Origin of the sequence: Achromobacter spanius (genome assembly GCF_039673305.1) — a bacterium.
GTDB lineage: Bacteria > Pseudomonadota > Gammaproteobacteria > Burkholderiales > Burkholderiaceae_B > Achromobacter > Achromobacter spanius_F.
Genome location: NZ_JBDJLJ010000010.1, coordinates 40524 through 60241, shown reverse-complemented (window position 1 = coordinate 60241; position 19718 = coordinate 40524). Strand labels below are relative to the sequence as shown.

The window sequence follows — 19718 nt, the reverse complement described above, 5'->3', positions numbered from 1 at the left end:
CCGTGGGTGGGCTGGCCTATAATACGCGGTTGCTATGTTGTTACATATTCCCGCGAACCCGATGCCGCAGAAGTGATGCTACTCGTAGAGCGGGCGCATCAACAAGGATAGGAAGATGAGTCAGGATACGCTGGTGCATGACGATGACGGTGCGGTTGATCCCAACCTGCCACCTGATCCTTCGCGACGTTTCTGGGTTACCACCGCCTGTGCTGTGGGTGGCGTAGCAGGTGTCGCAACGGCAGTGCCGCTTGTGAGCACATTTTCTCCCTCCGAAAAAGCCCGCGCGGCGGGAGCCCCCGTTGAAGTGGACATCGCCGACATCCCCGTCGGCGCCATGAAAACGGTTGAATGGCGCGGCAAGCCGGTGTGGATCATCCACCGCTCTCCCGAGCAGCTGGCCGGCCTGAAAACGCTGGATTCCCAGCTGGCCGACCCGCAATCCAAGCGGCCTGGCTTCACTCCTCCCTATGCCGAAAACGAAGGCCGCTCGCGCAAGCCCGAGATCTTCGTCTGTGTCGGCATCTGTACCCACCTGGGCTGCTCGCCCACTTCGCACTTCGAAACGGGTGGCGGCGGCGGTCTGGGCGCGGACTGGCAAGGCGGATTCCTCTGCCCCTGCCACGGCTCCACGTTCGACCTGGCGGGCCGGGTGTTCAAGAACAAGCCCGCTCCCGACAATCTCGAAGTTCCGCCGTACCAGTATCTCAGCGACAGCCGCATCATCGTGGGCGTCGATGAAGACAACAAGGCCTGACGCTCGCGTCGCGCTTTCCCGAATTACGTAAGTAAAACAATACGCCACGTATTAGAGAAGGAGCCGTTACATGGCTGGCGAGAAAACCGTCGAGACGACAGGCCTGTTGGGCTGGCTGGACCGGCGCTTTCCGGTGACCTCCACCTGGAAAGCCCATCTGTCCGAGTATTACGCGCCCAAGAACTTCAACTTCTGGTACTTCTTTGGCTCGCTGGCCCTGTTGGTGCTGGTGCTGCAGATCGTGACCGGCATTTTCCTGGTCATGCACTACAAACCGGATGCCGAACGCGCGTTCCAATCCGTCGAATACATCATGCGCGAAGTCCCGTGGGGCTGGCTGGTGCGCTACATGCACTCCACCGGCGCGTCGATGTTCTTCGTCGTCGTATACCTGCACATGCTTCGCGGCCTGCTTTACGGTTCCTACCGCAAGCCGCGCGAACTGGTGTGGATCTTCGGCGTCGCGATCTTCCTCTGTCTGATGGCCGAAGCCTTCTTCGGCTACCTGCTGCCGTGGGGCCAGATGTCGTACTGGGGCGCCCAGGTGATCGTGAACCTGTTCGCCGCCATTCCGTTCATCGGCCCCGAACTGTCCATCTGGATCCGCGGCGACTACGTCGTGTCGGACGCCACGCTGAACCGCTTCTTCGCCTTCCACGTCATCGCCATTCCGCTGGTGCTGATCGGCCTGGTGGCGGCCCACCTGGTGGCGCTGCACGAAGTCGGCTCGAACAACCCGGACGGCGTCGAGATCAAGCAGGGCCCGAAGGACAAGTACGGCCGTCCCAAGGACGGCATCCCGTTCCATCCCTTCTACTCGGTGCATGACCTGGTGGGCGTGGCGGGCTTCCTGCTCGTGTTCGCGGCGATCGTGTTCTTCGCCCCGGAAATGGGCGGGTACTTCCTCGAGTTCAACAACTTCATCCCCGCCGACTCGCTGAAGACGCCTCCGCACATCGCGCCGGTCTGGTACTTCACGCCGTTCTACTCGATGCTGCGCGCCACCACCGACGAGTTCACGTGGGTGCTGGCGGGCGCGTCGGTGCTGGGCGCCATCGCGCTGCTCGTCAAGAGCAACCTGAAGGGCTTCATGCGCATCGCCATCCCCGGCATCCTGATCGTCGTCGCCGTGCTGCTGCGCGTCATCGACGCCAAGTTCTGGGGCGTGGTCGCCATGGGCGGCACGGTCGTCATCCTGTTCTTCCTGCCCTGGCTGGACCATTCGCCGGTCAAGTCGATCCGCTACCGCCCCACGTGGCACAAGTGGATCTACGGCATCTTCATGGTCAACTTCCTGGTGCTCGGCTACATCGGTACGCAGCCGCCCAGTCCGCCGTTGAACATCACGTCGCAGATCGGCACGCTGCTGTATCTGGCATTCTTCTTCCTGATGCCGGTATGGAGCCGCCTGGGCACCTTCAAGCAAGTGCCCGACCGCGTCACGTTCCACGCCCACTGAGCCAACGAGAATAACGGACTAACCATGATCAAGAAGCTGATTGGTGCCGTGGCCTTGATGCTCACGTGTACCGCTACTTTCGCCGCCGGAGGCGGCTTCCCGCTGGACAAGGCGCCTTACCGCGTCAACGACATGGCGTCGCTGCAGAATGGCGCCAAGCTGTTCGTCAACTATTGCCTGAACTGTCATAGCGCGTCCTCGATGCGCTACAACAAGCTCAAGGACATCGGCCTGACCGACCAGCAAATCAAGGAAAGCCTGCTGTTCACGGGCGACAAGGTGGGCGACATGATGCACGTCGCCATGACCGCCAAGGACGCCAAGCAGTGGTTCGGCACGACGCCCCCGGACTTGTCCGTGATCGCGCGCGCCAAATCCGTGAACGCGGGCCCCTCGGGCTCGGACTACCTCTACACCTACCTGCGCACGTTCTACCGCGACACGTCGCGCGCCACCGGCTGGAACAACCTCGTTTTCCCGGCCGTCGGCATGCCTCACGCCCTCTGGCAGGAACAGGGTCCGCGCGAGCTGACCACCGTCGCCATGCACGAGGTCGAAGGCAAGGACGGCGCCCCCAAAACCTGGGAACGGGTCACAACGGTGTACGATGCACAGGGTTTTTCCACGGTCAAGGCCGAACCGGTAGCCAATTACCACGGTCATGCCACCTTCGATGCCAAATTTAAGGCCGCCAACCCGGCCCAAACCGCAACATACGACAACGACGTCGCCGACCTGACCGCGTTCATGTCCTGGATGGCTGAACCGGTCCAGACACTCCGTGTCCGCATCGGCGTCGGTGTCATGTTGTTCCTGCTGCTGTTTTTCTTTGTTACGTGGCGCCTGAATGCCGCGTACTGGAAACACGTGCGCTAACCGCAACGCCCCGCCAGGTTCCCAACCGCCCTTTTTTCAATACAGGGACGGAAGAGGCGGATAGGGCTGTACGCCTATCCCGTCTGGCAATTGGGGCCAGCGCCTGCTAGATTTAGGCGCTGGCCTTTCGTTTTTCAATAAAGGACTTACCGCCATGATGGTGCTCTATTCCGGAACCACGTGTCCGTTTTCGCAACGCTGCCGCTTCGTGTTGTTTGAAAAGGGTATGGATTTCGAGATCCGCGACATCGACCTGTACAACAAGCCCGAAGACATCTCCGTGATGAACCCGTACGGTCAAGTGCCCATTCTGGTCGAACGCGACCTGGTCCTGTACGAGTCGAACATCATCAACGAGTACATCGACGAGCGCTTCCCGCACCCGCAGCTCATGCCCGCCGACCCGGTCATGCGCGCCCGTACGCGCCTCTTCCTCTACAACTTCGAGAAGGAACTGTTCGTTCACGTCTCGACGCTGGAAGACCGCAGCGCCAAGCCCGACGAAAAGAAGCTGGCCAATGCGCGCCAGAACATCCGCGACCGCCTGGCCCAGCTGGCTCCCATGCTGCTCAAGAACAAGTACATGCTGGGCGAGGAATTCTCCATGCTCGACGTGGCCGTGGCTCCGCTGCTGTGGCGCCTGGACCACTACGGCATCGAACTGCCCAAGAATGCGGCTCCGCTGCAAAAGTACGCCGAACGCATCTTCTCGCGTCCGGCCTACATCGAAGCGCTGACGCCTTCGGAAAAAGTGATGCGTCGTTAAGGCTGGCTGTGTGATGGGTGAAACTTCGACCAAACCGTACCTGATCCGCGCGCTGCACGAATGGTGCACCGATAACGGCTACACGCCGTACATCACCGTGCAGGTCGACGAGCACACCATGGTGCCCGTCGCCCACGTGCGCGACGGCCAGATCACGCTGAACGTCGGCACGCTGGCCACCAACCGCCTGGTGCTGGGCAATGAATTCATCGAATTCCAGGCCCGCTTCAGCGGCGTGACCGAAAACGTCTACGTCCCCGTGGGCGCCGTCAGCGCCATCTACGCGCGCGAGACCGGCGCGGGCATGGGCTTCGAGGTCCAGCCTTACGAGCCGCCCGAAGCCGGCGCCCAAGGCGCGGCGCAGAACGCCGCCGCGCCCGAGGGCCCGGACGCCGATGCCGCCCCCGGCAGCGACGACGACGGCGACGACGACGAACCCAAGCGTCCGCGCCTGACCATCGTCAAATAACGCCCCGACGCAGGGCCTGCATTTTTTTCATTACAATGCAGTCCCTGCGCGTGCCCCGGCACGCATCGCCGGTGTAGCTCAGTTGGTAGAGCAGCTCACTTGTAATGAGAAGGTCGAGGGTTCGATTCCTTTCACCGGCACCATAGATATACCCCGCAAAAAGGCCGATTCATTGTGGATCGGCCTTTTTGTTTGCGGTGAGGCAGTCGCCCCGTTGGCCGCCGTCCCGCCTTCGATGCACTTTCCAAATTCTTCTGATTGTCCGTTGCTCGACGCAGTGTTGTTCTACGCGCTCCGCCAATCTGCAAGGATTAATCATGACAGGCCGCGCCATTGTTCGCGTCGGCGACAAGACCACGCATGGAGGCACGGTGACGGAGGGATTCACCTTCTACGACGTTCTCGGCCGTGCCGCTGCGGGACTCGGGCACATGGTGAATTGTCCGCGCTGCGAGGGTATTTTTCCCATCGCCGAAGGTGTTGCCACTTTCGCCGTTGGGGACCGCTTTGTTGCAGTCGACGGCATGAAAACGTCCTGCGGCGCTTCGCTGATCGCGAGTCAAACCTCTGCGGTTGTGGACGTCGGTCCCGGTGGCACCGTCAGGGCATCAAACGATGGCGGCGCAGCTGGAAAAAGCTTGCAGACAGATCAGGCTCCTTCCGGGCAGAAGCTCTCCAAAGAGCGCCATCGTGCCGACTGTGATCACGCTGACACGGCGATTCTGCTGGCGGAGTTCATCGTCCGCGAGATGAAGACCAATCCGTTCTCCATTCGCGGTCGGCAGATCCATGACGCCAATCACTACGAGGCCAAGACATATCTGCAGGACTGGGAGGACGCCCCCTGGTATACAAAGCTGTCAGGGAGGAAAACCTACATCGAGAAAATGACGGAAGCGAAGCTTTGGGCGTACACGTCATTCGCTGAAAGCATTGGCCCGAATCGCCCCTGGGACCACAAGCCTGCCTTTCAACGCATGCTGGGTTCAAACCTGAACGACGGCTGGCAGAAGTTTGGCGACTTCGACTACTACTATGACATTTGGTCGAACATCCATTATGGGTATGTTGGCGTCGCACTCGGCTTTGGTACTGCCGAACTCATCAATTCGGCGGGCATAGCCCAGGCGCTACTGGATGCCTACACTGCTGTGCTGAAAAAGCGATGGCCGACCATGCAGCAGCACCCTGAGAATGGTGCCTGGCCTGCCAGTGCTGACGATGTGCCAGATCATATTTCCATCAAGCTGGGCTGCGATCTTTATCGTCAGGTCAAACCCCACCAACTGACAACTGCGACCCTCCTGCAAGTAGTTGAAGCGGTACCTTTACCTTGGGGAAATGCTCGGAATCAAGCCAAAGAGATCCACAAATGCAATCGCAAGGAGACATAATGGGCTGCGTCCTGAAATTCTTCGGAAGCATCGTTGCGTCGCTGGCTGCGGTTTGGTGCTCCATAGCCTTGTGGGGCACGTTCTCGCCCATAGTGCTCTTGCATTATTCCGAGCGCGCGACGGATCAAATTGGCGTTTTTTTTAATGACAACCACAACACCGCGAAATTCGGCATGAGCCCAGGCGAGACATCGGCCCAATACACGGCAATGTTTCCAAAGCCCGACATGTGGCTGCTGCTGACATTTCCCAGCCAAAGCACAGACTCGCTGGAAATCACCAAGCCCTTCAGACGAATCGACGTTTGTATCGGACCGGGCGCAAAAATTGAGCGAACGGTGACGCGCCACGGATTTCTTGATCGCTTTACCGAGCCGAGCCCGCCCTGCGAGCCCGCGTCCAAGCTCTGAGTCGACCTCGGTCCATACGTACCTGCCAAAAGCCCTGATACGGATTCTCCGACCGGGATTCTTCTATCGCGCCCCGGCATTTCCATGAGAGGGCCGGGCGCACACGGCACGCATCCGCCCCCAGCCTTCATCACCCCAACGCGGGCAGCATATCGAACAGCAGCACCATCACCAGGCCCACCACCGCGACAATCGACTGCACCACCGAAATCGTCTTGGTGGCCTCGCCCATGGTCATGCCGAAGGACTCCTTCACCATCCAGAAGCCCGCGTGGTTGGCATAGTTGAAGAACAGCGAACCGCAACCGATCGACAGGGCGAGCAACGGCAGGTTCAGGTTGGGATCGGCGCCGGCCAGCGGCGCCAGCAGGCCCGCGGCGCCCACGATGCCAACCGTGGCCGAGCCCGTGGACACCGACAGCAGCATGGCGATCAGCCAGCCCAGGATCAGCGGCGGGAAGGCGAACTGGTGCGTCAGGTGCACGATGGCGTCGCCCACCTTGGCGCTGGTCAGCACCTGCTGGAAGGCCCCGCCGCCGGCGATGATGAGCATGATGCCTGCGATGGGCTTGAGGCTTTGGCCCAGCGCTCCGCGCAGCTTCTCCGCGTCGCCGCCGCGCAGGAAGACCAGCGTCACGGCCGCGAACAGCACGCCCAGCAGCATCGCGACCACCGGATTGCCCAGGAACGCGGCAACGTGCGTCACGGGGGAATCCTTGGGCAGCAGCATCTCGGCCAGGGCATGCACCAGCATCAGCAGGGCGGGCAGCAAGGCCGCCAGGACGCCCAGGCCCACGCTGGGCGCATCCTTGCCGGCCCTGCCTTCGGTGGTCGAGGTGAACTGTTCCAGCAGCGCTTCATCCGGCCGGGTCGTCATGCGCGGCGCGATGAATGCGCCGTACAGCGGACCGCCGAAGATCATGGCCGGCAGGGCGGCGATGAAGCCATAGATCATGGTCGGACCGACCGTGGTCTTCAGCGTGGCGATTGCGGTCAGCGGGCCGGGATGCGGGGGCACCATGCCGTGCATGGCCGCCAGGGCCGATATCACCGGCACGCCCACGTAGACGTAGGCAGAGCCTTTGAAGCGCTGCTGGCTTTCGAGCTTGCGCGCCACGCTGAAGATCAGCGGCAGCATCACCACCAGGCCCACCTCGAAGAACATCGGGATGCCGATGACGAACGCGACCAGCGTCATCGCCCAGGGAATCATGCGAGGAGAGGTATGGCGCAGGATCGCATTGGCCAGGCGTTCGGTGGTGCCCGAATCAGCCAGGATCTTGCCCAGCATGGCGCCCAGCGCGATCACGACGCCCACGGCGCCCAGGGTCTTGCCCGCGCCGTCGGTCAGATTCTTGACGATGGCCACCGGCGCCATGCCCGTGGCGAAACCGACGCCGATCGAGACGATCAGCAGCGCCAGGAGCGGATGCATGCGGATGCGCGACACGATGAGCGCAACCAGCACCAGAACGCTCACCAATGCGGTGAGCAGCAATTGAATGTCGAACGAAGACATGTATGAACCCAGAAAAGACGAGAGAGGTTGCGAGCCTTCCTTCTTCTGGGGCCATGATACGGGATAGGCCATCCGCCCGTCTTGGGCGTCCGCGCCGCGGCCGCATCAGCCCGGCGCGCGGCGCGCCTTCCATACAGCCTGCTGAACGCCCTGGGCAGGCGCATGCGACACGACAGTCTGCGCGCCGCACTCGCCGGATCGTCAATCCGGCTTGATCCCCGCCGCCTTGATGATGGCCACGTTGCGCTCCAGCTCCGTTTCCACCTTGCGGCGGAACGCCGCGGGGTCGGAATAGGTGGCGTCAAAGCCCAGGTCCTGCAGCTTGGCGCGCGTGTCGGGTTCGGCCATCACCGCTTCGATCTCCTTGGACAGTCGCGCCACGATGGGCGCGGGCGTGCCTTGCGGCATGACCACGCCGAACCAGGTTTCGAAGTCGTAGCCTGTTACGCCGCCCTCGGCGACCGTGGGCACGTCAGGGACCAGCTGGGACCGCGCGCGGCCCGTCAGCGCCACGGCGCGGGCCTTGCCGGCCTTGATCTGGGGCAGGCCGGCCACCAGCGTGTCGATCGACAACGGGATCTGGTTGCCGATCAGGTCCGTCATGGCGGGTGCGCTGCCGCGGTAAGGCACATGCAGCAGCTTGGCGCCGGTGCGCTGGGCCAGGGACTCGCCGGCGATGTGCGGCGTGGAGCCGTTGCCGAAGGAGCCGAAGCTGAGCGGCTGCGCGGCGGACTTGCTGACGATGTCGCCCACGGTGCCAATGCCGGTCTGCGGATTGGTCAGGATCACGAACGGCGTGCTGCCCGCGATCGCGACATACTCGTAGCTCTTGATCGGGTCGTAGTTCAGGTTGGAATAGAGCAGCGGATTCAGGGTGAAGGTCGGCGCGCCCGTGATCATGAAGGTGTAGCCGTCCGGCGCCGCGCGCGCCACCGTAGAGGCGCCGATGCTGGTGTTGGCGCCGGGCTTGTTCTCGACCACCACCGTCTGGCCCATCCGCGCGCCGAGCTTGGCGGCGAACAGCCGGCCGATGACGTCCGTCGACCCGCCCGGCGGGAACGGCACGACCATGGTGATCGGCTTGCTGGGATAGTCCTGCGCCGAGGCCAGGACCGGCGCGGCGGCCAGGACGCACAGCGCGAGCGCGCGGGCGATGTTTTTGCTCATTGAAGTTCCCCTTGTGTTGTTTGTCAGGTGTTCATGCCGGCAGCACGGGCGCGCGGCGCCAGCACTGCGTGGCTTGCTCGAACGCGTGGGCCAGCTGCAGCAGTGCATGCTCCTGGCGATAGCGCCCCACGATCTGGATGCCGACCGGCAGCCCGTCGTCGGAAAAGCCGCAAGGCACCGAGATGGCCGGGTGGCCGGTCAGCGACAGGTAATAGCCCGAGCGCATCCAGTCGATGTAGTTGCGCATCGGCGTGTCCTCGATGCGGTCCACGGTCTCTTGCTCGACCAGAAACGGCAGCACCTGGCTGACCGGTCCGATCATGAATTCATAGGTCTGCATGAAGGCGTGCATGCGCGCGAACAGCGCGGCGCGGTCTCGCTCGGCCTGCACGACCGCGGCCGGTGTCTGCGTCAGCCCCAGTTCGATGTTCCAGATCACCGTGTCCTTGAGCAGGTCGCGATGGTCGCGCAGCGCGGCCTCGTAGCCCACGGCGAAGGTCTGGCCGCGCAGCGCCTGGAAAGACGCGTCGGCGCCCGAGAAATCGGGGCAGGCCGCTTCCACTCGTGCGCCCAGGTCGGCGAACACCGGCAGCTGGCGCTCCAGCGCGCGCACGACCGCCGGCTCGACGGGCAGGCCGCCCCACGTGGGCGCCCAGGCGATGCGCACGCCCTTGAAATCGCGCTCCAGGCTGTCCAGCAAGCGGGCAGGGTCCTGTTCGATGGCCAGGGGATCGCGGGCGTCCGGGCCGGCCGTGGCCGCCAGCAGCAGCGCCACGTCGGCCACCGTGCGCCCCATGGGCCCGGCGACCGTCAGCGCGTTGTACGGGCTGGCCGTGGGCCATTGCGGCACGCGGCCGGGCGACGGGCGCAGGCCCACCACATTGCAGAACGAGGCCGGGTTGCGCAAAGAACCGCCCATGTCCGTGCCGTCGGCCAGCGGCGCCATGCGCGTGGCCAGCGCGGCCGCCGCGCCGCCGCTGCTGCCGCCCGCGGTCATGCGCAGGTCGTATGGATTGCGCGTGGCGCCGAACACGGTATTGAACGTCTGCGAGCCGGCGCCGAACTCGGGCAGGTTGGTCTTGCCCAGCGTGATGGCCCCTGCCGCGCGTTCGCGGCTGACGATCAGGCTGTCGCGGTCCGGCACGAAGTCGCGATACAGCGGCGACCCGTAGGTGGTGCGCAGGCCGGCGGTCAGGAACGAGTCCTTGTGGACGATCGGCAGGCCGTGCAGCAGGCCCAGCGGACGGCCGGCGGCCTGATGCGCGTCGGCCTGCGCGGCACTGGCCAGCGCGCCCTCGGCGTCCAGCGTCACCACGGCATTGACCTTGGGGTTCCAGGCGGCGATGCGGTCCAGGTGCGCGGCCATCACCTCCCGCGCGCTGAGGCGGCCGGCAGCGATTTCGTCGCGCAGCGCGACTGCGCTGAGATCGCAGGGGGTCGTAGCCGGGGTCGTCGTCGAAAATTCCATTAGTATTGCGATGCGATACAAAGTATTGAATAATCAACTTTATAGTGGGTATTCCGATGCCCGACAATTCGGGGAAACTAGCGTTCCCCATGGCGGCAGCCGTGCCCGGCGACCCAATATCGCGCCCAGGACCACATCATGACGACACGCACGCCAGCCCCCCCGCCTGCTTCATCGACCGACGCGCCGGCGCACGCCGACGATCCGCTGTTCGTCGCGTCGCTGGAAAAGGGAATGCGGGTGCTGGAGGCGTTCCGCGACGCCACTGATACGCTCGGGCTGACCGAGATCGCCGCCCTGACGGGCCTGGGCAAGAGCGCGGCGCAGCGCTTTGTCCACACCTGGGAACGCCTGGGCTATCTGGCCAAGGACGCCGCGACGCGCCGCTATCGGCTGGGACCGCGCGTGGTGGAACTGGGCTACTTCTTCCTGCGCACCGACCGACTGGTGTCCATGGCCGCGCCGCACCTGGTCGCGTTGCGCGACCGTTGCGGATTAGCGGTGCACATGAGCGTGCTGGCCGGCGGCGACATGATCTATCTGCTGCGCCTGCCGAGCCGGCAGCTGACGCTGGCCGAAATGCTGCCTGGCCGCCGGATGCCCGCGTGGTGCAACAGCGGCGGGCGCATGCTGCTGACGCAACTGGACGACGACGCCATCCGGCAGGCGTTAGTGCGCACGCCGCCGCGCGCCTTCACGCCGCGAACCGTGGTCGAACCCGACGCGCTGCTGGCGCTGGTGCGCGAGGCCCGCGGCGATGGCTATGCGCTGACCGAAGACCAGGTGCTGCAGAACCAGGTGGGTGCGGCCGTGCTGCTGCGGGATGCGCGCGATGTCCCGCTGGCCGCCATCAGCGTCAGCGCCCCGCGCCACGACTACCCGCTCGATCGCCTGCAGCGCGAGATCGTGCCCCAGCTGTTTCGGACGGCGCACGCGATCCAGCACGGGTGAAGGCGGCTACTGTCCGCTCTCCAGGCGCTTCATGGCGGACTCGGAATAGCGGAAGCCCGCCGCCGCGCCGGGCGCGAACACCTCGTCCAGTTGGCGCCAGGTCTGGTCGGGCAGCGTCAGCGCCACCGCCTCTTGCGCCTCGCGCACATGCCCGGGCTCGGTCACGCCGACAATCGGCGTGGCGTCGCCATTGCGGCCGCACCAGGCCAGCGCGAGTTGCGCGGACTTGATACCGAGATCGTTCGCCATGTCCTCCAGCAGCTTGACCAGTTCGATGTTCTTGTAGAAGTTTTCGCCCTGGAAGCGCGGCATGTCGCGCCGCTGGTCGCCAGCCGGCAGATCCTCGGGCTTCCTGACGGCGCCGCTCAGGATGCCCCGTCCCAGCGATGCATAACCGAAGAACCAGCTGCCTTGCTCGCGCAGAAAGCGCAGCATGCCGTCCTCGGGTTCGCGGCTCCACAAGGAGTATTCGCTCTGCACCACCGCCACGGGCTGAATGCCCGCGGCGCGCGCGTAGGTCTTCGGCCCCACCTCGCACAGCCCCAGCGCACGGACCTTGCCTTTTTCCACCAGGCGCGCCATGGCGCCGTAGGTGTCCTCGATCGGCACGTTCGGATCCACGCGGTGCAGGTAGAACAGATCGATCACGTCGGTGCCCAGGCGGCGCAGGCTTGCGTCGCAGGCGGCCTCCACCCGTTCGGGCCTGGCGTCCAGGCCCCGCTGGTCCGCGCGTTCGCCGAACAGGTAGCCGAACTTGGTGCAGAGCACCAGTTCATTCCGCCTGGCTGCGATCGCCTTGCCCACCAGTTCTTCATTGGCGCCATTGGCGTAGAGATCCGCGGTATCGATCCACCGCCCGCCGTTGTCCAGATAATAGGCAAGAGTCTCCCTGGCCTGGCTTTCGGAGGAAGGACCGTAGTAGCCGGTCATGGCCATGGTGCCCAGGACAAAACCGGGAGGAGCGTCCGCCAGCATGCGATTCGTCATATCGATTTCCAGTTGATGCCGGCCTGGCCCCGCCGCGATCTGCAGCGGCCGCGTCCGGCGTGAATGGTTCAGTCGGCGCCGCCCTGACGCACCACGCCGGCCGCAACCAGCGCTTGAATGGCCTGCACGCCCAGGCCAAGCTCGGCCAGGATGTCCTGCGAGTCCTGTCCGACTTGCGGCGGGTCGCGGCGCAGATCGAACGAAGCGCCTTCCATGCGGATGGGAAGCCGGGGCAGGCGCGTGCGCACGCCGCCGGGCAATACCGTTTCCATCAATCCTCCGGTGGCCTGCAGATGCGGGTCGTTGAAAAGATCCTCGGGGCGGTTGATCGGCGAAAACGGGATGCGCGCCCGTTCACACACCCCGACGGCCTGCTCCATCGTCATGCCGGCCAACACCGACGCCAGCGCCGGGATCAAGGTGGCCCGGGCGTCGATGCGATCTTCATTGGTGGCGTAGGCCGGATCGCGCAACAGGTCCGGGCGGCCGATCTCCGCGCAGAAGCGTTCCCAATGGCGGTCGCTGGTGATTCCCACGAAGATCTGTTTGCCGCCCAGGACATGAAAGGGCTCGTACACGGCCCATGCCGACACGCGTTCCGGCATGGGCGGAATGGGCGCCTGGGACTGGGCCGCATAGCAAAGGTGCTGCCCCATCAGCATGACCGTCGACTCGAACAATGCCGTGGCCACCTTCTGGCCCTTGCCGGTCTGCTCACGTTCGCGCAGCGCCAGCAGCACGGCGATCAGGGCAAACATGCCGCCCGTGATATCGACCACGGAGGTCCCGGCCCGCAACGGCCGGCCGGTCGGACCGGTCATGTAGGCCAGGCCCGCCATCATCTGCACTACTTCGTCCAACGCCTGGCGCTCTTTGTAGGGGCCGTCCAGAAAGCCCTTCAGGCTTGCATAGATGAGCCTCGGATTGATCCGTGCGAGCGTCTCGTAACCCAGGTCCAGGCGTTCCATGGTGTCGGGCGCAAAATTCTCCACCAACACGTCCGCCGTCTCGACCAGCTGCAGCAGTATCGCGCGGCCACGCGCATCCTTCAGGTCAACGGCGATGCTGCGCTTGTTGCGGTTGAAATAGCCGAAGTAACCCGTCCCGAAGCCCTTCAGGCGCCGCGTCCGATCGCCGTCCACGGGCTCGATCTTGATCACGTCGGCGCCCAGGTCCGCCAGCATCATCCCGCATGCCGGCCCCATCACCGTGTGACCGAAATCCAGCACGCGAACGCCCGCCAGCGGCAGCTTCCGTTCATCCGCCATGTTCGTTCTCCTTCGAGCGCGGGCCCGCCCCGACGTAGCGATAGGGCACCGAAGGCGGCATCGGCCCCTTGATGCGCGCGTTCATGCTCATCTGCTCCCATGCATGCGCCAGGATGCCCACCGAGCGCGACAGCACGAACAGCCCGCGCGAAAGCTCGGGCGCAAAGCCAAGCTCTCCGTACACCACGGCAGTCGCGCCGTCGATGTTCATGGGCAGGCGCTTGCCCTTCAATTGCATCAAGGCAGCCTCAACCGCAACGGCGATCCGTGCGTGCCTGCCGTCGACGTGTCCCTGTTCCCTTGCCGCCTCCACCAGCGCCAGCAGCTTGCCGGCGCGCGGATCGACCGGATGAAAGCGATGGCCAAAGCCGGGGATGAACGCCCCCGTCTCGAGCAGACGCGCTACCTCCTGCGTGGCGGCCTGCGTCAGGTCCGCCCCCTGGTCCAGGGCGGTTCCCACGCGTTGATAGAGTTCCAGGCAGGCCTGCCCGGCGCCGCCATGCACATCGCCCAGCACATTGATGGCCGACGCCATCGCGCCATTCACGCCGATCCCGCAGGTACTGGCCATGCGGGCGATCGCGATGGACGGCGCATGCGGACCGTGGTCCACGCCGGCCACCAGGGCCGCTTCCAGCAGGCGCGCATGGGCCGGCCGCGGAAGGTCGCCGCGCAGCATCAGCCAGATCATGGCGGGAAAGCTGACTTCGCCTATCAAGCTCTCGATGGCATAGCCGCGCGGACGGATCTCGCCCGGCTGGATATCGATCACGGCGGTGCGCCACCAGTCCGCCAGCACCCCGGCGGGTATCGTTGCATCAGGATGATCGGTCATGGCGTTCAACCCAGCACGAACGGATTGTCGCGGCGCGGAGAGGGCGTGATCCAGACGCTCTTGACCTGCATGTATTCCTTGATGGCCTCGACGCCGCCTTCCCGCCCCATGCCGCTGCGCTTGTAGCCGCCAAACGGCGATGTGAAGCTGGTGGTGCGGTAGTTGTTGACCCACACGGTGCCCGCCTGGATCTTGTCCACGCATTTCATGGCCCGGCGCAGGTCCTGCGTCCATACCGCGGCGGCCAGGCCGTATTCGGTGTCGTTGGCCAGGCGGATCGCGTCGTCCTCATCCCGGAAGCGGATCACGGACAGGACAGGACCGAAAACCTCTTCGCGGGCGATGCGCATGTCGTTCTCGACGCCAGTGAAAATCGTCGGCGCCACGAACTGGCCCTGGCCATAGCCTGCGCCGGACAAGGCATGGCCGCCCAGCACGCAGGTCGCGCCATCCGCCTTCGCCATCTCGATCATGCGCATCACGCGCTCCCATTGGTCACGCGTCGCGATGGGTCCCACCTGCGTGTCAGGCAAGGAGGGATCGCCGATCCGCGCCTGTCGGGTCACGTCGACAAGCCGGGCCACGAATTCATCGTGGATCGAATCCTGCACCAGCAGGCGCGAGCCGGCCATGCAGGTCTGGCCGGCGGCGGCGAAGATTCCCGAGATCACGCCTTTCAAGGCCTGGTCCAGGTCCGCGTCATCGAAGACCACGTTGGGCGACTTCCCCCCCAGTTCCAGCGTGACGCGCTTGAAGCTGCTGGCGGCGGCCTCGTTCACCTTCTGGCCGCCCGCATCGCCGCCGGTAAAGGCAATCTTGCGCGTCAGCGGATGGCGCACCAGCGGATCGCCGATCTCGGCGCCAAAGCCCGTCACCACGTTCACCACGCCCTTGGGAAATCCCGCCAGCCCCGCCAGCCTGGCCAGTTCCAGGATGGAGGCCGAGGCATGTTCCGATGGCTTGATGACGATGGTGTTGCCGGCGGCCAGCGCCGGCGCCATCTTCCAGGCGGTCAGCGACAACGGCGAATTCCAGGGCGTGATGGCCACCACCACGCCCAAGGGTTCGTACTTTGTGTAGTTGAATACGCCCGGCTTGTTCACCGGCACCACGTCCCCGCCCACCTTGTCCGCCAGACCGGCGTAGTAGTAGAACCACTGCGCGATGTTCAAGACCTGGCCACGCACTTCGGTGATGAGCTTGCCGTTGTCGCGCTGTTCGACCCGGCCCAGGTGATCGGCGTTCTCTTCGATCAGCGCAGCCAGTTTGCGCAGCAGGGTCGCGCGCTGCGTGGCCGTGAATTCCGGCCATGCGCCGCCGGTGTACGCCGCATGCGCGGCCTGGACCGCGCGGTCCGCGTCGGCGGCGGTGCCGCGCGGGATCCGTGCCCAGACGGCGCCGGAATAGGGCTCCACGGTGTCGAACCATTCTCCCGAGGCGGGATCGGTCCACTCACCGTCGATGTACAGCTGATAGCTGACCGGGGACTGTTGCGTGGTGTTCATGCTGTCTGCCTGTTTTGAAAACTCAATCGACTTTCAGGTTGCTGCTCTTGACCAAATCGGTGAAAAGCGCGATCTCGGCGCGGAGCTGGGCTTCGAATTGCGCAGGGCCGCTGTCGGTGATGGGCTGCAATCCTGCGGTAGCCATCTGGCTGGCGAATTCCGGCGTGCGCGCGATCTTCTGCAAGCTCTCGGCCAGGCGGCTCACCACCGCAGGGGGAGTGCCCTTGGGCATCATCAAGCCGTACCAGGAGTCCAGGCGGAAATCCTTCACGCCGGACTCCTCGAACGTGGGCACGTCGGGTAGCAGCGGCGAGCGCTGGGGCGACGCGACCGCGATCGCGCGGACCTGGCCCGCCTTGATCTGCGGCAGCACGGACCCGAGCGTCGCAAAGGAAATGGGCACATGCCCGGCCACGACGTCGCTCATGGCGGGCGCGGCGCCCTTGTAGGGCACATGCATGATCGAGGTGTGGGTCAGTTTTTTGAACAGTTCGGCCGAAAGATGCGGCGTGCCCCCGCTGCCCGCGGACGCGTACGAATACTTGTCCGGATTGGCCCGCAGTTCCTTCAGGAACTCGTCCAGGTTCTGCGCGGGGAAATTCTTGTTGACGATCAGCACGGTGGGCGCCACCGCAATGGCAGCCACCGGCGCAAAGTCATCGACGCTCTTGAATTGCAGGTCGGGATACAGGACCGCGTTGATCGTGTGATTGGTGGCGGCGATCAGGCCCGTGTAGCCGTCACCCTGGGCGCGAGCGACGGCGTTCGCCGCGATGGTGGCGTTGGCGCCCGGGCGGTTTTCGACGATCACCGTCTGGCCGAGCGCCTTGCCCAAATCGTTGGCGGCGACACGGGCGACGATATCCGTGGGCCCGCCCACGGCGAATCCGACAATGAAACGCAACGGGCGTGCGGGGTAATCATCAGCCGCCAGCGCCGGGACGACGGCGACCATGGCAGAGGCCGCGACCAACGCGCGGGCCATTTTTCTTGCAATGAACATTTGCCAATTCCTGAGAAAGTTTCTTGGGAATTGCACGCCGCTGCCTCCACCACCTTGGCGCCTCTGTTCGGGCGCTTGGATTGCCGCCGTGTGCAATGAATCGAATAATAGAACTGAGTTTCGCCTGACGCAACACAAATATAGAATTCGATTCTGCTGTACGCAACAAATTGGCGTTATGAGACAATTCGCTCCGGCGCGGGCCTCTGCCCCCGGCATGATTTCTCAGGGGCGCCACAAGCCTTTCATCGAAACCAGGGGTGCAAATGACGCAGGACAAGGCGGCGGAAGACAAGGGCGTCACGGCGGTCGACCGGGCGCTCAGTCTGCTGGGCGCGTTTCGCGAGGACGACTACAGCCTGACGCTGACCGAGCTGTCCAAACGCACGGGGCTGTACAAGAGCACCGCATTGCGGCTCATCGATTCCCTGATCGGCCAGAACTATCTGTACCGCCTGTCGGACGGCAGCTATCAACTGGGCGCAAAGCCGCTGCAGTTGGGCGCGATCTTTCAGCGCCAGTTGCGCACTGTCGAGTACGTGCCCCCATTCCTGCGCCGCATCGTCGAAGAACTCGGCGAAAGCGCGTCGTTCTACGTCTATCAGAACGGCGGCCGCATGTGCCTGCACCGGGTCGACGCAAACAACCAGGTCATTCGCGATTCGGTGCGCGAAGGAGACTGGCGGCCCCTGGCCGGCGGCGCCACCGGCACCATCCTGCTCGCCTTTCGCAACGCGGAGGGCGCCGAATTCGACGAGGTCCGGAACAAGCTCTGGGCAGCGACGTTTGGCGGCGCCCATCCGGAAATGGCGGCGGTCGCGGTGCCGGTCTTCGGGCAGGCTCAAACCCTGATGGGCGCCTTGAGCGTCTCCGGTCCGCGATATCGCCTTGAAGCCCGTGGCGCGCAGGCGATGGTGCCCACCCTGATGCGCGCCGGCCGCGAACTGACAGCGCTGTTTGGCGGCGACACCAGCGCCTTCGACCAACGTCTGGCCTGATCATTAAGGCGGCTTCGAGCGAACGGCCCGGCCCCGGCTGCCGACTCGGTGCGAGGCCCGTCCCGCGCGAAACCAGCGGGTTTTCGACCCGTTTTGCATTCTTTCGATTTTTTGTGCATAATTCGCCCCCTCTACCTGTTCCCCGATAGCTCAGTCGGTAGAGCGACGGACTGTTAATCCGCAGGTCGCTGGTTCGAGCCCAGCTCGGGGAGCCAAGAATTTTGCAGTACCGCAGTACCCCTAAAAAAGCCCGCAACCTTGTTTGCGGGCTTTTTGCATTGGGGCTGCAATCGGGGTGCAACCCCGGCGCGGCGATTGCCTCGCTTTCCACTTGGCGTAGCATGGCCGGCATCCGCCACTGTCTCGCGCCATTTCTATCCATGCGCTCCACGCGATCCCTGCCTGCCCTCGTTTCCCTGCGCGCCTTCGAAGCGGCCGCAAGGCGGCTGAGCTTTTCGCAGGCGGCGCAGGAATTGTTCGTTACGCAAAGCGCCGTCAGCCACCATATCCAGCGCCTGGAGTCCGAGCTGGGCGTCGCGCTCTTTGAGCGGCGCACGCGCGCCGTCGCGCTCACTGCCGCGGGGCAGGCCTATTACGACCGGGTTCATGCGGCCTTCGAGCTGCTGCGCCAGGGCACGGACGAGATCCGCGCGCCGCAGGGCGCCCGCCACGCGCTCAGGATCGGACTGCTCGCCTCATTTGCCACCCGCTGGCTGGCGCCGCGCCTGCCTGAGTTCGCGGCGGCGCATCCCGACATCGATCTGCAGCTTCAGCCCGACATTGAATTGACGGACGTGGCCGGCGGCGAAGTCGACGCCGCGATCCGCTATGGCCGTGGCGGCTGGCCCGGCGTGCAGTCCACGCTGTTGATGACGGAACGCCTGTCGGTCGTCTGCGCGCCGTCGCTGGTCGCGGGCAGGAAGCGACTGCGTGCGCCCGCGGACCTGCTGCGCCATCCGCTGCTGGCTTCCCACGCCAGGCAACCCTTTGAGTGGGACGCCTGGGCGCGGCGGCATGGCCTGGACCTGGGCCGCGCCCGGACAGTGCGCCTGCACGACTACAACATCGTCGTGGAGGCCGCCCTGGCGGGGCAAGGGTTCGCCATGGGCCGGCACAGGCTGATCGCTCCCCAGCTGGCCAGTGGCGCGCTGGTGCCCGCGCTGCCCGGCTCCGCGCTCGAGGATCCGCGCATCGGATGGTGGCTCGTCACGCCGCGCGGCGCGCTCTCCGAACCCGTGCAGGTCTTGCGCGACTGGCTCATGCAAGCCGCTGTGGAATCCGACGAGGTCGACACTCATTAGTTTTACTCATGCGTGCCCCGCAAGAATTGATTGGTCATGCAACGCCGGGGCCGATAGCATCGGGGTAGCCTCTTTGGCCTTTTTCAACCCTACTCAGGTGAACGATATGACCCGCAGCATTTCCGGCCGCGTTGCTGAACTTGGCCTTGCCCTGGAAGCCGCCGCCGCTCCGGCCGCGAACTATGTGCCCTTCGTCCAGGAAGGCAACCTGCTTTATATCTCGGGCCAGATCTCCCGCAAGGACGGCAAGGCCGCCTATCTGGGCCAATTGGGCAACCAGGTGTCGGACGCCGACGGCGTGCAGGCCGCGCGGCTGTCGGCGCTGGGCATCCTGGCGCAGATCGCGGCCGCCACGGGCGACCGGCTGGACCGCGTGGCCCGCGTCGTGCGCCTGGGCGTGTTCGTGGCCAGCACGCCCGATTTCAACCGCCAGAGCGCAATCGCCAACGGCGCTTCCGACCTGATGGTCGACGTATTCGGCGATGCCGGACGCCATGCGCGCAGCGCAGTGGGCGTGGCGTCGCTGCCGCAAGGCGTGGCGGTCGAAGTCGAAGCCGTCATCGCGCTGACCCAGGCCTGATCCGC

The 19718-nt window shown here is 64.7% G+C and carries 19 protein-coding genes and 2 tRNA genes; 13 read left to right on the top strand and 8 right to left on the bottom strand.

All coding sequences use genetic code 11. The features are described 5' to 3' along the window. The first annotated feature begins 115 nt into the window (after positions 1–115). The 8 genes from petA (at position 116) to ABE485_RS11300 (ending at position 6131) form a co-directional block, all read left to right on the top strand. Positions 116–757 (top strand): ubiquinol-cytochrome c reductase iron-sulfur subunit, encoded by a 642-nt coding sequence (gene petA / locus ABE485_RS11335; protein WP_346515396.1) that lies wholly within the window; start codon positions 116–118, stop codon positions 755–757. A 70-nt stretch (positions 758–827) separates the two neighbouring features. Next, entirely contained in the window at positions 828–2216 is a 1389-nt protein-coding gene (locus ABE485_RS11330) for a cytochrome b (RefSeq protein WP_346515395.1), read from the top strand. Positions 2217–2240: 24 nt separating this feature from the next. Continuing rightward, positions 2241–3092 (top strand): cytochrome c1, encoded by an 852-nt coding sequence (locus tag ABE485_RS11325; protein ID WP_346515394.1) that lies wholly within the window; start codon positions 2241–2243, stop codon positions 3090–3092. Positions 3093–3246: 154 nt separating this feature from the next. Next, positions 3247–3858, top strand: coding sequence for a glutathione S-transferase N-terminal domain-containing protein (locus ABE485_RS11320; protein WP_006388039.1), 612 nt, complete (start codon positions 3247–3249; stop codon positions 3856–3858). A gap of 13 nt (positions 3859–3871) precedes the next feature. Further along, positions 3872–4327 (top strand): ClpXP protease specificity-enhancing factor, encoded by a 456-nt coding sequence (locus ABE485_RS11315; RefSeq protein ID WP_346515393.1) that lies wholly within the window; start codon positions 3872–3874, stop codon positions 4325–4327. Between the two features lie 67 nt (positions 4328–4394). Next, positions 4395–4470: transfer RNA gene (locus ABE485_RS11310), tRNA-Thr, on the top strand. A 174-nt stretch (positions 4471–4644) separates the two neighbouring features. Then, positions 4645–5721, top strand: coding sequence for a PAAR domain-containing protein (locus ABE485_RS11305; RefSeq protein WP_346515392.1), 1077 nt, complete (start codon positions 4645–4647; stop codon positions 5719–5721). Continuing rightward, complete coding sequence (locus ABE485_RS11300; RefSeq protein WP_346515391.1) at positions 5700–6131, top strand: hypothetical protein; 432 nt, start codon at positions 5700–5702, stop codon at positions 6129–6131. The genes ABE485_RS11305 and ABE485_RS11300 overlap by 22 nt, the downstream gene beginning before the upstream one ends. Before the next feature lie 130 nt (positions 6132–6261). Here ABE485_RS11300 and ABE485_RS11295 read toward each other — a convergent pair whose 3' ends face one another. From ABE485_RS11295 to ABE485_RS11285, 3 genes are all read right to left on the bottom strand, one after another. Beyond that, a complete protein-coding gene (locus ABE485_RS11295) occupies positions 6262–7650 on the bottom strand; it encodes a GntP family permease (RefSeq protein WP_346515390.1) in 1389 nt (462 codons plus the stop codon). 201 nt (positions 7651–7851) lie between these two features. Beyond that, the gene (locus ABE485_RS11290; RefSeq protein WP_346515389.1) at positions 7852–8817 is read right to left on the bottom strand and encodes a Bug family tripartite tricarboxylate transporter substrate binding protein; all 966 of its coding nucleotides are present in this window, start codon (positions 8815–8817) and stop codon (positions 7852–7854) included. A gap of 31 nt (positions 8818–8848) precedes the next feature. After that, positions 8849–10285, bottom strand: coding sequence for an amidase (locus ABE485_RS11285; protein ID WP_346515388.1), 1437 nt, complete (start codon positions 10283–10285; stop codon positions 8849–8851). Between the two features lie 138 nt (positions 10286–10423). Between ABE485_RS11285 and ABE485_RS11280 the strand changes: the two genes are divergently transcribed. Next, positions 10424–11236, top strand: a complete 813-nt coding sequence (locus ABE485_RS11280; protein ID WP_346515387.1) for an IclR family transcriptional regulator — start codon at positions 10424–10426, stop codon at positions 11234–11236. Positions 11237–11242: 6 nt separating this feature from the next. On the opposite strand, the gene ABE485_RS11275 is transcribed toward ABE485_RS11280, so the two are convergent. The 5 genes from ABE485_RS11275 to ABE485_RS11255 all read right to left on the bottom strand — a co-directional run bounded on the left by ABE485_RS11275 (position 11243) and on the right by ABE485_RS11255 (position 16834). Next, the gene (locus ABE485_RS11275; protein ID WP_346515386.1) at positions 11243–12223 is read right to left on the bottom strand and encodes an aldo/keto reductase; all 981 of its coding nucleotides are present in this window, start codon (positions 12221–12223) and stop codon (positions 11243–11245) included. Between the two features lie 68 nt (positions 12224–12291). Beyond that, positions 12292–13491: a CaiB/BaiF CoA transferase family protein gene (locus ABE485_RS11270; protein ID WP_346515385.1), complete on the bottom strand. Its 1200-nt coding sequence runs from the start codon at positions 13489–13491 to the stop codon at positions 12292–12294. Continuing rightward, a complete protein-coding gene (locus ABE485_RS11265; protein WP_346515384.1) occupies positions 13481–14326 on the bottom strand; it encodes a citryl-CoA lyase in 846 nt (281 codons plus the stop codon). Before ABE485_RS11265 ends, ABE485_RS11270 begins: the two co-directional genes overlap by 11 nt. Positions 14327–14331: 5 nt before the next feature. Beyond that, entirely contained in the window at positions 14332–15831 is a 1500-nt protein-coding gene (locus ABE485_RS11260) for an aldehyde dehydrogenase (RefSeq protein ID WP_346515383.1), read from the bottom strand. A gap of 22 nt (positions 15832–15853) precedes the next feature. Further along, a complete protein-coding gene (locus tag ABE485_RS11255) occupies positions 15854–16834 on the bottom strand; it encodes a Bug family tripartite tricarboxylate transporter substrate binding protein (RefSeq protein ID WP_346515382.1) in 981 nt (326 codons plus the stop codon). A 266-nt stretch (positions 16835–17100) separates the two neighbouring features. Here ABE485_RS11255 and ABE485_RS11250 point away from each other — a divergent pair, with 266 nt between their 5' ends. The 4 genes from ABE485_RS11250 to ABE485_RS11235 all read left to right on the top strand — a co-directional run bounded on the left by ABE485_RS11250 (position 17101) and on the right by ABE485_RS11235 (position 19713). Further along, positions 17101–17832, top strand: coding sequence for an IclR family transcriptional regulator (locus ABE485_RS11250; RefSeq protein ID WP_346515381.1), 732 nt, complete (start codon positions 17101–17103; stop codon positions 17830–17832). 139 nt (positions 17833–17971) lie between these two features. Then, positions 17972–18047: transfer RNA gene (locus ABE485_RS11245), tRNA-Asn, on the top strand. Between the two features lie 165 nt (positions 18048–18212). Continuing rightward, positions 18213–19133, top strand: a complete 921-nt coding sequence (gene gcvA / locus ABE485_RS11240; protein ID WP_346515380.1) for a transcriptional regulator GcvA — start codon at positions 18213–18215, stop codon at positions 19131–19133. Between the two features lie 106 nt (positions 19134–19239). Further along, positions 19240–19713 carry a RidA family protein gene (locus ABE485_RS11235; RefSeq protein WP_346515379.1) on the top strand — a complete coding sequence of 158 codons (474 nt, stop codon included), beginning with the start codon at positions 19240–19242 and terminating at the stop codon, positions 19711–19713. The last annotated feature ends 5 nt before the right edge of the window (positions 19714–19718 follow it).

Bases quoted from the DNA above. Each gene is read 5' to 3' on its own strand.
- ABE485_RS11315 (WP_346515393.1), top strand. From the start codon at position 3,872: ATGGGTGAAACTTCGACCAAACCGTACCTGATCCGCGCGCTGCACGAA.
- ABE485_RS11250 (WP_346515381.1), top strand. From the start codon at position 17,101: ATGACGCAGGACAAGGCGGCGGAAGACAAGGGCGTCACGGCGGTCGAC.
- ABE485_RS11285 (WP_346515388.1), bottom strand. From the start codon at position 10,285: ATGGAATTTTCGACGACGACCCCGGCTACGACCCCCTGCGATCTCAGC.
- ABE485_RS11270 (WP_346515385.1), bottom strand. From the start codon at position 13,491: ATGGCGGATGAACGGAAGCTGCCGCTGGCGGGCGTTCGCGTGCTGGAT.
- ABE485_RS11320 (WP_006388039.1), top strand. From the start codon at position 3,247: ATGATGGTGCTCTATTCCGGAACCACGTGTCCGTTTTCGCAACGCTGC.
- ABE485_RS11235 (WP_346515379.1), top strand. From the start codon at position 19,240: ATGACCCGCAGCATTTCCGGCCGCGTTGCTGAACTTGGCCTTGCCCTG.
- ABE485_RS11275 (WP_346515386.1), bottom strand. From the start codon at position 12,223: ATGACGAATCGCATGCTGGCGGACGCTCCTCCCGGTTTTGTCCTGGGC.
- ABE485_RS11280 (WP_346515387.1), top strand. From the start codon at position 10,424: ATGACGACACGCACGCCAGCCCCCCCGCCTGCTTCATCGACCGACGCG.
- gcvA (WP_346515380.1), top strand. From the start codon at position 18,213: ATGCGCTCCACGCGATCCCTGCCTGCCCTCGTTTCCCTGCGCGCCTTC.
- ABE485_RS11290 (WP_346515389.1), bottom strand. From the start codon at position 8,817: ATGAGCAAAAACATCGCCCGCGCGCTCGCGCTGTGCGTCCTGGCCGCC.
- ABE485_RS11325 (WP_346515394.1), top strand. From the start codon at position 2,241: ATGATCAAGAAGCTGATTGGTGCCGTGGCCTTGATGCTCACGTGTACC.
- ABE485_RS11295 (WP_346515390.1), bottom strand. From the start codon at position 7,650: ATGTCTTCGTTCGACATTCAATTGCTGCTCACCGCATTGGTGAGCGTT.
- ABE485_RS11330 (WP_346515395.1), top strand. From the start codon at position 828: ATGGCTGGCGAGAAAACCGTCGAGACGACAGGCCTGTTGGGCTGGCTG.
- ABE485_RS11305 (WP_346515392.1), top strand. From the start codon at position 4,645: ATGACAGGCCGCGCCATTGTTCGCGTCGGCGACAAGACCACGCATGGA.
- ABE485_RS11260 (WP_346515383.1), bottom strand. From the start codon at position 15,831: ATGAACACCACGCAACAGTCCCCGGTCAGCTATCAGCTGTACATCGAC.
- ABE485_RS11300 (WP_346515391.1), top strand. From the start codon at position 5,700: ATGCAATCGCAAGGAGACATAATGGGCTGCGTCCTGAAATTCTTCGGA.
- ABE485_RS11265 (WP_346515384.1), bottom strand. From the start codon at position 14,326: ATGACCGATCATCCTGATGCAACGATACCCGCCGGGGTGCTGGCGGAC.
- petA (WP_346515396.1), top strand. From the start codon at position 116: ATGAGTCAGGATACGCTGGTGCATGACGATGACGGTGCGGTTGATCCC.
- ABE485_RS11255 (WP_346515382.1), bottom strand. From the start codon at position 16,834: ATGTTCATTGCAAGAAAAATGGCCCGCGCGTTGGTCGCGGCCTCTGCC.